Consider the following 13,140-nt stretch of genomic DNA (forward strand, 5'->3'; position numbering starts at 1 on the left):
TCGCCGTGTTCGTCGAGGCGCGGAACCCGAAGGCCCCGGCGTGAGCGTGCGACCGGACGGCGATCACCTCGTCGACGCCTACCTGAAGTACCTGACCGAGGCGGCCGAGCCGCTGCCCGAGGGACGGCGGACCGACCTGCTCGCCGACGTCACGTCGCACATCGCGGAGGCCCGGGCCGCGGGAGCGACGTCGGAGGACGACGTACGGCGGATGCTGCAGCGGCTGGGGGACCCGGACGAACTCGTCGCGGCGTCCACGGACGGGCTGGTGCTGGTCGACCGGTACCGCCCGAGGTTCCGCGGCCGCGAGGTGCTGGCGCTGTGCCTGCTCCCGCTGGGCGGGTTCCTCGCACTGATCGGCTGGGTCGTCGGCGCCGTTCTGCTCTGGACGTCGGACCGGTGGACCCGCGGCGAGAAATGGCTGGGCACCCTCGTCTGGCCGTTCGGCTTCGTCTTCGTGTACTTCCTGGTGACGTTGCAGACCGGCTTCACGTTGCCGGCGTGGCTGGGGGTTCCGATCGCGATCCTGGTCGGCCTGGCGCCGTTCGTCGTGCTCGGGCTGCTGATCAGGAACGCCGGCCCGGGCCGCAGCACTCAGGCTTCGTAGACCAGCCACTTCCGCTCGATCTCGCGTGGCAGATCCACGTCGTGCCGGCGCGCGAAGAGCAGCAGCTGGCAGAGCACGTCGGCGAACTCCTGGTGGAACGTGTCCCGGATGCCGTCCGGTGTCGCGCCCTTGGCGCGGGCGCGGCCGGTGTGCTGGAGGTAGGCCTGCGTGAGCTCGCCGACCTCCTCCTGGAGCTTGAGCAGGAACCAGTCCGGGTCACGGTCGAAGCCGAGGCGCTCGCCGTACCCGACCGAGATCTTCTCCAGCCGCTCCGACAGTTGCTCGAGGTCCATCCCGACTACTTGGACGCGTCGGCGGCATCCTCGGCCGGGGCGTCCGGGAACGGGTCGAGGTCGGGGAGGTTGAGCTCCGGATCGACGTTCGGGTCCGGCGCGGCCGGCTGCTCCGGAGCAGCCGGAGCCTCGCCGTTGGCCTGCAGGCTCGTCGGGGCGGTCGCCCAGACCGCGGCGGCGGCCCGGGCGGCGTCGGCGGCATCGGTCTGGCGCTCGTAGTTCTTGATGTCGAGCGCGTACGCCTTCACCACCGCGGACAGGTCGCGGCGCAGCTGCTTGTGGACCCAGAGCGCGTAGGCCTGTGTCCGGGCCTCGATGAAGTTCTTCAGTTCCTGCATCTGCGCCGGGGTCATGTCGTCGTCCTCCGAGTGGCCAGGGGTGAATTCGCCGCGGGCGATCGCGGCGCGGGCGGGGTCGCCGGGGCAGTCGGTGGGCTCCGGGCGGACCGCGGAGTGCGGCCGGATCGCCGTACCGCGGGGGTAGATTCTGCGGAAGTCGGCGATCACCGCGCGGGTGGTCGCCTTCATCGCGGCCGACGGCTGCTCCCCGGTGACCAGGATCAGCAGGATCGCGCCGTACCGCTCGTTCACGTCGGTGTCGCCGTTGGCGCCGGACTGGGTCCGCAGGCCGCGCAGCGTCCAGGCCCGGCCGGCCTGGTCGACGGCCACCTGGTACGCGATGTCCGACCAGCCGCGGGTGTCCATGTGGTAGTCCTGCCACCCGCGCAACGCGGACGCGACCGCGGCCTTGGTGTGGATGACCGACGTCGATCCGGTGCCCGGCCAGTGGATGACCGCACCTTCGACTCGCGACACGGTCAGGTTTCCCGGCCCGCCGTTGGGCGGCCGCGCGTTCCATGCGGACCGGGGCAGGTAATCGACCATCAGTGCTCCTCACATGCCTCACAACGCCACATACCCGCGGTTGGCGCTCGGTAATCAACCGATCACGGCCGGCACGCACACGTCAAGCGATGGAGCACATCCTTTCAGTCAGGGGGACCATCTCAGCCGAGCAGCGGCAGCAGTTGGTCGCCGATGCGGGCGGTTTCCTCGCGGTACGGGGTGTCGGAGAGGATGAAGTGGGTGATGCCGAGGTCGCGGTATCTGCGCAGGGACTTGGCGACGTCGTCGGGGGAGCCGACGAGCCACGTGGTGCCGGCGCCGCCGCCGCCGTACTTGGCCGGGGCGGTGTAGAGGTTGTCGTCGAGGACCTCGCCGCGTTCGGTCAGGTCGAGGAGGCGTTGCTGGCCGACCGCCTTGAACCAGCGGCGGTCCCGCGAGCCCTGCTTCTCGGCCATCTCGGCGACCTTCGCCTCGGCGTCGGCCCAGGCCTGATCGGTCGTGTCCCGAACCAGCGTCGTGATGCGCAACCCGAACTCGAGCGGCGCATGCTCGCGACCGAGCTCCTGCTCCAGTGAGCGCAGCCGGGCGATCCGCCCGGCGACGCCGTCCAGCGGCTCGCCCCAGAACAGCTGGACGTCGGCCTCCGTCGCGGCGACCCGTTGCGCCGCGTCCGACGCGCCGCCGAAGTACAGCCGGGGATGCGGCCGCCCTTCCCGTACGACGGGCCGCGTCGCGACCGTGGAGCCGGTGACGGAGAAGTACTCGCCGGTGAACGTCACGTCCTGTTCGGTCCACAGCCGCCGGACCAGTTGGAGGAACTCCTTGGTCCGGGCGTACCGCTGCGGCTGGTCGCCCTCACTGTCGCCGTACGCCGCGAGGTTGTCCTGACCGGAGACGATGTTGATCAGCAGCCGCCCGCCGGTGAGCTGGTCGAGCGTGCTCGCCGCGGACGCGAAATGCGCGGGATGCCAGTACCCGGGCCGGATCGCGGCCAGCGGCTGGAACGTCGTGGTCCGCGCGGCGAGCGCGGTCGCGACGGTGAACGTGTCCGGCCGGCCCCACCCGGTGCCGATCAGCGCACCCGACCACCCGTGCTCCTCGGTGAGCCGGGCCAGCTCGGTCAGCCGCTCGATGCTGTTGTGTCCCTGGACGGCGTCGTCCCCACGGTGCCCGGGGCCGACCTGGTTCGGGATGTACCAGAGAAAGGTCATGCGAAGCAGTTTAAGTTCAGTCATTTACTAGACTTTGGGTGTCTCGCGTGCTGGTCGACACTGGAGGTTCCCATGATTCGGCGGTCGATCGGTGCGACGGAGATCAGTGCGCTCGGGATGGGGTGCTGGGCCATCGGCGGGCCGCACGCCCGCCAGGGGGGGTCCGGTCCGCGGACGTCTACGGCTGCGGGCACAGCGAGAAGCTGATCGCGGAGGCGCTCGGGGATGTCCGCGACGACATCGTGATCGCGTCGAAGGCCGGGTACACCTACGTCGAGGAGACCCGCGAGGCGCCGGGGGAGAACGGCGACCCGGAGTACATCCGGTGGGCTTGTGACGAGTCGTTGCGGCGGCTGAACACCGACCGCATCGACCTGTACCAGTTCCACCTCGGCGGCTACGACCTCGCGAAGGCGGACGACGTGCTCGCGGTCTTCGAGGAGCTGGTTGCCGTCGGCAAGATTCGCGCGATCGGGTGGAGCACGGACGACCCCGAGCGCGCGGCGCTGTTCGCGAAGAGCCCGCAGTGCAAGGCGATCCAGCAGCATTTCAATGTGTTCGGCGGCAACGTCGACGTACTCGAGTTGTGTGAGCAGCGCGGGCTGGCCAGTATCGTGCGCGGTCCGCTCGGGATGGGTCTGCTGACCGGGAAGTTCGACCAGGACAGCACGCTGCCCGCGGACGACGTACGGCACGGGTGGGACTTCCGCGGCGGTGACCAGGCCGAGTCGCTGCGCCGGCTCGACGCGATCCGCGACGTGCTCAACTCGGACGGGCGGACGCTCGCGCAGGTGGAGGAGAACGCCGGTGCACTGCGGTACGGCGCGCTCACGGCGGAGCAGCTGGACGAGATTGCCGCGATTCTGGCCTGACACTCACCATTGACATCGTTGTCTGGGGCGACGACGATACTGCCTCGAAGCTTGATGAAACGTTTCCAAACCTCGGTGCGCCGAGCCGCCACGAAGCATCTCGAGGAGAGCGCGTGAATCGTCGTGTGCAGATTCTGAAGGTATTCACGGCCGGGGCGATCCTGCTCGCCGCGGCCCTCGCCCCACAGTCCGCGGGCGCCACGGGCGCCGCCGACGGAGCGAGCGCGGTCGCCCGCGCCCGGGTCGCCGCGGACCAGCTGATGAGCTCGTACGAGCCGAACAAGGCCTGGTTCCCGTCCAGCTGGTGGAACTCCGCGGTCGCGTTGCAGACCATCGGCGACTACATGCAGCGCACGGGCGACCGGCGCTATCTCGGGCAGCTGGACAACACGTTCGAGAAGGACAAGGGCGTCTTCCCGGCCGGGTACCTGTCCGGTGACCCGCTGCTCGGGAACTTCACCAGCCGCGCCATCGATGACTCCGAGTGGTGGGGCCTGACCTGGATCCAGGCGTACGACCTGACCAAGGACCGCAAGTACCTCGACATGGCGGTCACGATCGCCGAGTACGTCGAGGGCTACTGGGATCCGAGCTCGTGCGGCGGCGGCGTGTGGTGGGACGGTGAGCGCACCTACAAGAACGCCGTCACCAACGGCCTGTGGATCCGCCTCACCGCCGAGCTGCACAACCGGATGCCCGGCGACCAGCGCTGGCTCGGCCGCGCGAAGGAAGGCTGGACCTGGTTCACCGGCAGCGGCATGATCAACTCGGCCGGCCTCGTCAACGACGGCCTGCGGAGCAACTGCGAGAGCAACGGCGACACGGTCTGGAGCTACAACCAGGGCCTCGCGATCGGTGCCGGCCTGGAGCTCTACCGCGCGACCCGCGACCCGAAACTGCTGACCACGGTACGGCGGTTGGCCGACGCTGCGATCGCTCCCGGCGGACTGGTGACCGACGGGGTTCTGACCGAGGCCTGCGACGTCCCCGGCCGCACGTGCGACGACAACGGCAAGCAGTTCAAGGGCATCTTCATGCGCTACTGGATGGATCTCGCGGACACCACGCGCGACCGTCGCTACACCGACTTCGTGGCACAGCAGGCCGCCACGGTCTGGAACAACGACCGCGACGCCTCCGACCGGCTGGGTGAGCGGTGGTCCGGCGCGACCCCGAACGTCTTCGACTGGCGGACCCAGGCCAGTGCGCTGAGCGCCCTGATCGCCGCCGTACCGGCCACGCCGCCGACGCGGTCGTTGTCTGCGACGACCGATCCCGCCCTGCCCGTGGTGATGCCTGCGACCGGCAGCGGGACGCACGTGAAGGTCAAGGTCGACGTCCAAGCCACCGGCCCGGTCGGCGACCAGCTCCAGGCTGTGGTCCAGGCGACCGCTCCCTCCGGCTGGACGGTGACGCCGGCTCGTTCCACGGTGACGCTGCGGACGCGCGGCAACGCCGTGCCGGTGCAGACGTCGGTCGAGCTCGACGTCACGATCCCCGCGGGGACGGCCGACGGTCTGCATTCGGTGACCGCGGCGGTGACGTCCGGATCCCAGCTGTCGTACAGCACCCGGTCCGACATCCTGATCGCGCACACCGCCGACTTCGACACCGGTACGGCGGCCGAGACCCCGTGGCTGTGGGACGCCGACGGGTCGCAGAGCAACGGCGTCCAGAACCGGTTCGCCGATGGGCACTCGTACTTCGTCTACCGGTTCCCGTTCCCGTCCGACGCGACGTCGGCGTCCGTGGCGCTGACCATCGACAACCAGTTCGTGATCCAGGTCAGCGGCGACGGGCAGAACTGGACGACGGTGGCGACCGAGACGACCCCGTACCACGACGGCGAGAACAAGGCCGTCCGGACCTTCGACCTGACGCCGCACCTCGGCGCCGACAAGGCCGGGTACGTACGCATCTCGGACTCGTTCCCGGACGACGGCTGGGGCGGCCGCGTCTACCACGTGACGGCGACGTACAACTGATTCAGTCTCGGTAGCGAGTCGCCAGCTGCGGGCTCTGGCCGCCGAACGCGGCCAGGTCCGCGGCGAACACGGTCTCCAGGAGCTTGAGGTCCTCAACTCCCGGAGCCGTGACCGTCTCGCCGAGTTCCAGCCCGTGCAGGCTTGCCGTGACGACGTCCTCGGCGCTCATCCGCGGAATCGCGCTCAGATCGAGCCCTTGACGGGTGTGGAACTCGGTGGCGACCACACCGGGAAGAAGCGCCTGCACCTTGACGCCGGTTCCTTCCAGCTCGGCGCTCAGCGTCTGGGAGAAGGTGAGCAGGTCCGCGAGCGCCCCGGCGTACACGGCGCGCCGCGGCATCACGGTGCTCGGCGCCGGTCCGCTGAACGCGATCATCCCGCCCACGTTGACGATCGCCCCGCTGCCGCGCTGCTGCATCCCGCCGACCACGGCCCGGGTCAGCAGGGTGGGAGCGAGAACCTTGACCATCACCAGCTCCGCCGCCTTGTCCGCGGGCAGCTCGGCGAGCGGCATGTAGTGCGCGACGCCGGCGTTGTTCACCAGCAGGTCGACGGGTTCGGCGGCGGCCAGGTCGGCGACCGCCCGGATGCCGTCGAGGGTCGAGAGGTCGGCGGCCACCGGCGAGATCTTCACGTCCGGCCGGGCCTCGACGAGCTGGTCGAGGCGGTCGGTGTTGCGGCCGACGGCGATCAGGTCGTAGCCGTCGGCCGCGAGACGGTCGGCGAACGCCCGGCCGATGCCGGAGGTGGCTCCGGTGACGAGAGCGAGCTTGCTCATGGCAACAGTCCTTTCAGTGGTCCCACCACCGAGGATCCGCGATCGCGACCGGGCCAACCAGGTCCCGCTGTCCCTGGGAGTGCCAGGACCAGGGACCGCCGGGAACCGCCGCCGGCTGCTAGGCCGCCGGCCGGTCGCCGAGGTTCCGGCGCCGCAGGCCCGCGTCGAGGATCGCGGGAGTGTTGTAGTCCATGTCGAGGCGGCCGACGTCGGTGCCCGGCGGGACGATCTTGTCGATCTGGTCGAGCACGTCGTCGCCGAGGACGACGTCGGCTCCGGCCAGGGCGTCGTCGAGGTGTTCCATCGTCCGCGGCCCGATGATCGCGGACGTGACCGCCGGGTGCGCGATCGCGAACGCCATCGCCAGATGCGTGAGTTTGAGCCCGGCGGCGTCGGCGACCGGGACCAGCTGCTCGACGGCGTCGAGGCGGCGCTGGTCGGACATGTGCCGGAACATCGCCGTCCGCCGCAGGTCCGACGGCGCCCGCCCGGTCAGCTGCCCACCCGCGAGCGGGCTCCAGACCAGAGCGCCCATCCCGTACTTCTGAACCATCGGGAGCACCTCGCGCTCGATCCCGCGGTTCAGGATCGAGTACGGCGGTTGCTCGGTGCGGAACCGTTCGAGACCGCGCCGTTCGGCCACCCACTGCGCCTCGACGATCTCGCTCGCGGGCATCGTCGACGTACCGATCGCGCGGACCTTCCCGCTGCGGATCAGGTCGGTCAGCGCGGACAGCGTCTCCTCGACGTCGGTCTCCGGATCGGGCCGGTGCATCTGGAACAGGTCGATGTAGTCGGTCCGCAACCGGCGCAGCGAGTCCTCGACGGCGGTCATGATCCAGCGCCGCGAGTTGCCGCGCTGGTTGGGGTCGTCACCCATCGGCAGGTGCGACTTGGTGGCCAGGACGACGTGCTGACGGCGGCCCTTGAGCGCCTCGCCGACGATCTCCTCGGACTCGCCGTGGGAGTACATGTCGGCGGTGTCGACGAAGTTGATCCCGGCGTCGAGCGCCTTGTGGACGATCCGGACGGACTCGTCGCGGTCGTCGTTGCCGACGGCACCGAACATCATCGCGCCGAGGGCGTACGGGCTGACCTTGATACCGGTCCGGCCGAGTGTGCGGTAATGCATGGTTGATCCTCCTTGGTTGCCTCCACCCTGGTCCCGCCGCCGGGCGCGGAGAAGGCCCACTTCATCCACGGACAGGTTGTCCCTGGATACCCGCTTGGCCGGTCACGCATGATGGAACGTGTGATCGATCGTGACGCCCTGGCCGACTTCCTCCGACGCCGCCGCGAGGTGCTGCGGCCCGCCGACGTCGGCCTCCCGGAGGGCGCACGCCGCCGTACGCCGGGACTGCGCCGCGAGGAGGTCGCGCAGCTGGCCGGGATGTCCACGGACTACTACTCGCGGCTGGAGCAGTCCCGCGGCGCGAACCCGTCGGAGCCGATCGTCGCCGGCCTGGCCCGCGCGCTGCGCTGTGACCTGGACGAGCGCGACCATCTGTACCACCTGGCCGGATTCACGCCGCCGCTGCGCCGCGCCGGGCGGCACATCAACCCCGGCCTGATCGGGCTGGTCCAGCGGCTCGACGACATCCCGGTCGCGATCACCACCGACATCGAAGAGGTGCTCTGGCAGAACCACCTGGCCGACGTCGTGCTCGGCGGCGGAGCCGGCCGGAACCTCACCTGGGCGTGGTTCACCGAACCCGGCACCCGGCGGCTGTTCCCCGAGGAGGACTGGGAGGCCCATTCGGCCGCCCACGTCGCCGACCTCCGCGCCACCCACGCCCGCCGCAACGGCGACCGCGACGTCACCGAACTGGTCGACGCGCTCCTCGACCGCAGCCAGGAGTTCCGCGACCTGTGGGAGCTGCACCGGGTCGCCGTCTGCCGCCTCGCCAGCAAGCGCATCCTGCACCCCGAGGTCGGCACCCTCGACCTGACCTGCGAACTCCTGCTCACCCCCGAGGCAGACCTCCGGATCCGGGCCTTCGTCCCGATCGAAGGCACTGAAGCCCGCGAAAAACTGGAACTCCTCCGCGTCATCGGTACCCAGTCCTTCGCCTGACCCTGCGGCGCCGGGCGTCACTGGGCAAGGAACGGCTCGTGGTGGTAGCCCGACTGGTCGAGGATCGCGACGGTCGACTCGGGGACCTCGGCGAACGCGCCGGGAAGATCGTTGAGCGGCTCCGACACCACGACGTGTGCGTTCCGGCCGAAGGAGCGCAGGCGCTCCTCGGTGGGGTACATCTGCTGCAGTGTCTCGATGTCGACCGAGTGGAAGAGGGTGCGGCTGCGATGCTGCGAGGAGTAGCGAAACGCCCAGATGGTCTTGCCGTCCGACACGGCGACAGTGCCCTGAACAGGAAAGCTGACTCCATGGTCGTGCCCGACTGACTCCACCATCTGCACCGCCTTCGACATGGCGCTCACCGGCTCCTGCTGCAGCCCGAGGGTCAAGGCCAGATAGAAGAGCACCTCGGAATCGGTCGTCCCCTTGATGTGGGGATACAGCGACGGATCCACTGCGAAGGTGAGGTCACGCTTGACCGAACCGAAGCCGGCCAGCACGCCGTTGTGCATGAAGAGCCAGTTCGCGTACCGGAAGGGATGGCAGTTCGTCTGCTGGATCGGCGGGCCGGCCGCGGCGCGCACATGACTGAAGAACAGCGACGACTCGACCGCCCGGGTCAACTCCCTCAGGTTCTGGTCGTTCCACGCGGGCTCGATGCTGTGGAAGAGCCCGGGCTCCGCACCCGGCTCCGGATCGCCCGGGTACCACCCGAACCCGAACCCGTCACCGTTCACCGTCTCCGCGCCCAACGGCGAGTCGAGCGACTGCGCGACCAGCGAATGTTGCGAGTCCAGGACCAGCCTGGACGGTCTGAGGGGTTCTCCCAAGTAGGCAAGCCATCGACACATGTCCCGAACCCCCTCATCAGTCGTCCGCCGGGACCCTCCACGGTACGAAGCCGGATCGCTGTCGCCCCAGAGTCCAAGGACCCACACGCCAGTGCAGAACGACCCCTGAAACACGAAGAAGCCCACCCGGACGGACCGGGTGGGCTTCTCGGGAGCTACAACTCAGACGTCGTAGTACAGCTCGAACTCGTGCGGGTGCGGGCGGAGCTGGATCGGGGCGATTTCCTGCTCGCGCTTGAGGTCGATCCAGGTCTCGATCAGGTCCTCGGTGAAGACGTCGCCCTCGAGCAGGAAGGCGTGGTCGGCCTCGAGGGCGTCGATCACGGCCGGCAGCGAGGTCGGCACCTGGGCGATGCCCGCGTGCTCCTCCGGCGGCAGCTCGTACAGGTCCTTGTCGACCGGGTCGGCCGGCTCGATCTTGTTGCGGATACCGTCCAGGCCGGCCAGCAGCTGGGCCGCGAAGGCCAGGTACGGGTTCGCCGACGGGTCGGGGCAGCGGAACTCGATCCGCTTCGCCTTCGGGTTCGATCCGGTGATCGGGATCCGGATGCAGGCCGAGCGGTTCCGGGACGAGTAGACCAGGTTGACCGGCGCCTCGAAGCCCGGCACCAGGCGGTGGTAGGAGTTCACCGTCGGGTTCGTGAAGGCCAGCAGCGACGGGGCGTGCTTGAGCAGACCGCCGATGTACCAGCGGGCGGTGTCGGACAGACCGCCGTACCCGGACTCGTCGTAGAACAGCGGGTCGCCGTTGCTCCACAGCGACTGGTGGCAGTGCATGCCGGAGCCGTTGTCACCGAAGATCGGTTTCGGCATGAAGGTCGCGGTCTTGCCGGCCTCCCACGCCTTGTTCTTGACGATGTACTTGAACTTCATCACGTCGTCGGCGGCCTTGAGCAGCTCGTCGAAGCGGAAGTTGATCTCCGCCTGGCCCGCCGTGCCGACCTCGTGGTGGGCGCGCTCGACGATCAGGCCGGACCGCTCCAGCGCCAGCGTGATGTCGTCGCGCAGCTCGCCGAAGTGGTCGGTCGGCGCGACCGGGAAGTAGCCACCCTTGTAGCGGACCTTGTAGCCGCGGTTGCCGCCGTCCTCGACCCGGCCGGTGTTCCAGGCGCCGGCGACGGAGTCGATCGAGTAGTGCGCGCCGTTCGACTTGGTCTCGAACCGGACGTCGTCGAAGACGTAGAACTCGGCCTCCGGCGCGAAGAACGCGGTGTCGGCGATCCCGGTCGACTTCAGGTACTCCTGCGCCTTGCGGGCGATGTTGCGCGGGTCACGGCTGTACGCCTCGCCGGTCAGCGGGTCGTGCACGAAGAAGTTGATCACCAGCGTCTTCGCGGTGCGGAACTCGTCGATGTACGCGCTGGTCGGGTCCGGCAGCAGCTTCATGTCGGACTCGTGGATCTGCTGGAAACCGCGGACCGACGAACCGTCGAACGCCAGGCCGTCCTCGAAGACCTCGGGCCCGAAGGACGACACCGGGACGGTGAAGTGCTGCATGATGCCCGGCAGGTCGCAGAACCGGACGTCGACGATCTCGACGCCCTCGTTCTTGACGTAGGCGAGGAGCTCCTCAGCGCTGGAAAACATACGTACTCCTAGGGTGGCTCAGAGATTGCATCTGAACGTAGGGCCCGCCGGTTTCTCCGTCATGACCCTGATGTTTCGCGGATGTTACGCCCAGCGTGTCCGCGCTGACCCACTGGTGTACGGCGGTTACGGCGTGAGATATCGCGGCCCGCGTGGGACCGCTCACGACGTGTCCGTAGGCTAGACATCATGGCATCATCCCCGGCGGCCGCAACCGGGCCCACCGAAGAATTCCGTTACCCGGGCAATCGGCTGGGTCTGCCCGAGGACGGCCCGGCCTCGGCGGCGACCTGGGGCCGCCGGGTGCTCGCGCTGCTCATCGACTGGCTGATCGCGGCCCTGATCACGTCCGTGATCACCGCCCGCCCGATCTGGGACGGCGGCCCGAACTACGGCTCGATCAACACGGCGGTCTTCTTCGGGACGACCGCGATCCTGACCGGGCTGCTCGGCTGCACGATCGGCCACCGGATCTGCGGGCTGCAGGTGCGCCCGGTCCGCGCCGGCAAGACGTTCGTCGCCCCGCCCGGACTGCTGGCCGGGATCGTCCGGTCGCTGCTGATCTGCCTGGTCATCCCCGCGGTGGTCTTCGACCGCGACCGGCGCGGCCTGCACGACCTCGCCGCGAAGACGATCGTCGTACGCCGCTAGCGCCGCGTCAGCAGCAGCTGGACGTCGTCCAGGTAGCCGGTCCGGAACCCGGCCTCGGAGTAGGCGAGGTAGAACTCCCACATCCGCCGGAACGTGTCGTCGAAGCCGAGCGCCGCGATCGCCGGCCAGCGCTCGATGAACCGGTTCCGCCAGATCCGCAGGGTGCGGGCGTAGTCGGCGCCGAGATGCCGGATCACCTCGGCGCGCAGGCCGGTGTGCTGGGCGGTGACGTCCTCGATCACTTTGATCGACGGGATCAGCCCGCCGGGGAAGATGTACTTCTGCACCCAGGTGAAGGTGTTCCGGGTGGCGAGCATCCGCTCGTGCGGCATCACGATCGCCTGGACGACGCCGACGCCGCCGGGCGCGAGCCGGCGCTCGATCGCGTCGAAGTAGACCGGCCAGTACTTCTCGCCGACCGCCTCGATCATCTCCACGCTCAGCACGGCGTCGAACTCGCCGATCTGGTCGCGGTAGTCGCGCAGCGCGACCTGCACCCGGTCCCCGACGCCCGCGTCGGCGATCCGGCGCTGCGCCAGCAACGCCTGCTGGGAGGCGATCGTGATCGCCGTCACCCACGCGCCGCGCTGGGCCGCGCGGATCGCCAGGCTCGCCCAGCCGCAGCCGATGTCGAGCACCCGGGACCCGGACCGCACCCCGGCGGCGTCGAGGATCGCGTCCAGCTTGCGAAGTTGCGCATCCGTAAGGTCCTCGTACGCAGCAGTTGCGAGGTCCGCCGTCGGATCGGCGGAGCCGAAGTAGGCGGCCGAATAGGTCAGCGTCGGATCCAGGAACTCCGAGAACATCGCGTTGCTGAGGTCGTAGTGCCGGCTGACGTTCTCGCGGGCGCCGGCGCGGTCGTTGTCCTGCTCGCCCGGCTGGGACTTCGTGACCAGCCAGCGCAGCGACTGCGCCCACTTCGGCAGCAGGTGCCGGGTCTCCTCGTTGCTGAACCGCTCGGCGAACGGGACGAGCAGATCGGCCAGGTCGGTGCCCGGCTCCGGGTCCCAGTCGCCGGCCAGGTACGCCTCGCCGAACCCGGATCCGGCGTCCTGCCCGAGCCGGTCCAGGAAGGCCGCCGTCCGGTGCACGCGCATCGACGGGCCGCCGAGACCGTACGAACGGTTGCTGTCCAGGTGGATCGTGGCCGGCAGGTCCTTGGCGATCATCCGGATCGCCGTCGCCGCGCCGTACCGACGGACCGGATTGGAGCGCGGCCGGGCCAGCGTCGGCCAGGTCTCGGCCACCGGCTCGTGCACGGCACGCTGCGCACGCGGCATCAGATCCGTCATTTCAGCTGTTCCCCTGTAATCCGTCCTGGTCGCACCCTAAGGGCAACCAGCCTCCCCACGGCGCATCTCTGAACAGATCAACTGCCGAGCA

General features: G+C 69.4%; 13 protein-coding genes. 5 read left to right on the top strand and 8 right to left on the bottom strand.

Annotated features, from left to right (window positions below; translation table 11 throughout):
* Positions 1–40 precede the first annotated feature (40 nt).
* On the top strand, positions 41–607 hold the full coding sequence (locus ACWEOO_RS39535) for an HAAS signaling domain-containing protein (RefSeq protein ID WP_452147422.1): 567 nt from the start codon (positions 41–43) through the stop codon (positions 605–607).
* Here ACWEOO_RS39535 and ACWEOO_RS39540 read toward each other — a convergent pair.
* The 3 genes from ACWEOO_RS39540 to ACWEOO_RS39550 all read right to left on the bottom strand — a co-directional run bounded on the left by ACWEOO_RS39540 (position 595) and on the right by ACWEOO_RS39550 (position 2,956).
* The gene (locus tag ACWEOO_RS39540) at positions 595–900 is read right to left on the bottom strand and encodes a pyrophosphatase (RefSeq protein WP_452147423.1); all 306 of its coding nucleotides are present in this window, start codon (positions 898–900) and stop codon (positions 595–597) included. The two genes, ACWEOO_RS39535 and ACWEOO_RS39540, sit on opposite strands and share 13 nt — an antisense overlap.
* A gap of 5 nt (positions 901–905) precedes the next feature.
* Positions 906–1,784: a peptidoglycan recognition protein family protein gene (locus ACWEOO_RS39545; protein WP_452147424.1), complete on the bottom strand. Its 879-nt coding sequence runs from the start codon at positions 1,782–1,784 to the stop codon at positions 906–908.
* Positions 1,785–1,906: 122 nt separating this feature from the next.
* The gene (locus tag ACWEOO_RS39550; protein WP_452147425.1) at positions 1,907–2,956 is read right to left on the bottom strand and encodes an LLM class flavin-dependent oxidoreductase; all 1,050 of its coding nucleotides are present in this window, start codon (positions 2,954–2,956) and stop codon (positions 1,907–1,909) included.
* A gap of 122 nt (positions 2,957–3,078) precedes the next feature.
* Here ACWEOO_RS39550 and ACWEOO_RS39555 point away from each other — a divergent pair, with 122 nt between their 5' ends.
* Entirely contained in the window at positions 3,079–3,828 is a 750-nt protein-coding gene (locus tag ACWEOO_RS39555; protein WP_452147426.1) for an aldo/keto reductase, read from the top strand.
* 113 nt (positions 3,829–3,941) lie between these two features.
* Positions 3,942–5,813: a glycoside hydrolase family 76 protein gene (locus ACWEOO_RS39560; protein WP_452147427.1), complete on the top strand. Its 1,872-nt coding sequence runs from the start codon at positions 3,942–3,944 to the stop codon at positions 5,811–5,813.
* A 1-nt stretch (position 5,814) separates the two neighbouring features.
* On the opposite strand, the gene ACWEOO_RS39565 is transcribed toward ACWEOO_RS39560, so the two are convergent.
* Both ACWEOO_RS39565 and ACWEOO_RS39570 read right to left on the bottom strand, forming a co-directional pair.
* On the bottom strand, positions 5,815–6,591 hold the full coding sequence (locus ACWEOO_RS39565) for an SDR family NAD(P)-dependent oxidoreductase (protein ID WP_452147428.1): 777 nt from the start codon (positions 6,589–6,591) through the stop codon (positions 5,815–5,817).
* 118 nt (positions 6,592–6,709) lie between these two features.
* Complete coding sequence (locus tag ACWEOO_RS39570) at positions 6,710–7,723, bottom strand: aldo/keto reductase (protein ID WP_452147429.1); 1,014 nt, start codon at positions 7,721–7,723, stop codon at positions 6,710–6,712.
* A 111-nt stretch (positions 7,724–7,834) separates the two neighbouring features.
* On the opposite strand from ACWEOO_RS39570, the gene ACWEOO_RS39575 reads away from it, so the two are divergent.
* Positions 7,835–8,665, top strand: a complete 831-nt coding sequence (locus tag ACWEOO_RS39575; RefSeq protein WP_452147445.1) for a helix-turn-helix transcriptional regulator — start codon at positions 7,835–7,837, stop codon at positions 8,663–8,665.
* 17 nt (positions 8,666–8,682) lie between these two features.
* Here ACWEOO_RS39575 and ACWEOO_RS39580 read toward each other — a convergent pair whose 3' ends face one another.
* Both ACWEOO_RS39580 and glnA read right to left on the bottom strand, forming a co-directional pair.
* Positions 8,683–9,498 carry a class II glutamine amidotransferase gene (locus ACWEOO_RS39580; RefSeq protein ID WP_452147430.1) on the bottom strand — a complete coding sequence of 272 codons (816 nt, stop codon included), beginning with the start codon at positions 9,496–9,498 and terminating at the stop codon, positions 8,683–8,685.
* Positions 9,499–9,681: 183 nt separating this feature from the next.
* The gene (gene glnA, locus ACWEOO_RS39585) at positions 9,682–11,106 is read right to left on the bottom strand and encodes a type I glutamate--ammonia ligase (RefSeq protein ID WP_363713791.1); all 1,425 of its coding nucleotides are present in this window, start codon (positions 11,104–11,106) and stop codon (positions 9,682–9,684) included.
* A gap of 189 nt (positions 11,107–11,295) precedes the next feature.
* On the opposite strand from glnA, the gene ACWEOO_RS39590 reads away from it, so the two are divergent.
* Positions 11,296–11,757 carry an RDD family protein gene (locus tag ACWEOO_RS39590; protein WP_359932872.1) on the top strand — a complete coding sequence of 154 codons (462 nt, stop codon included), beginning with the start codon at positions 11,296–11,298 and terminating at the stop codon, positions 11,755–11,757.
* Here ACWEOO_RS39590 and ACWEOO_RS39595 read toward each other — a convergent pair.
* Positions 11,754–13,049, bottom strand: coding sequence for a class I SAM-dependent methyltransferase (locus ACWEOO_RS39595; protein WP_452147431.1), 1,296 nt, complete (start codon positions 13,047–13,049; stop codon positions 11,754–11,756). The two genes, ACWEOO_RS39590 and ACWEOO_RS39595, sit on opposite strands and share 4 nt — an antisense overlap.
* Positions 13,050–13,140: the final 91 nt, after the last annotated feature.

The organism is Kribbella sp. NPDC004138, from assembly GCF_053603655.1.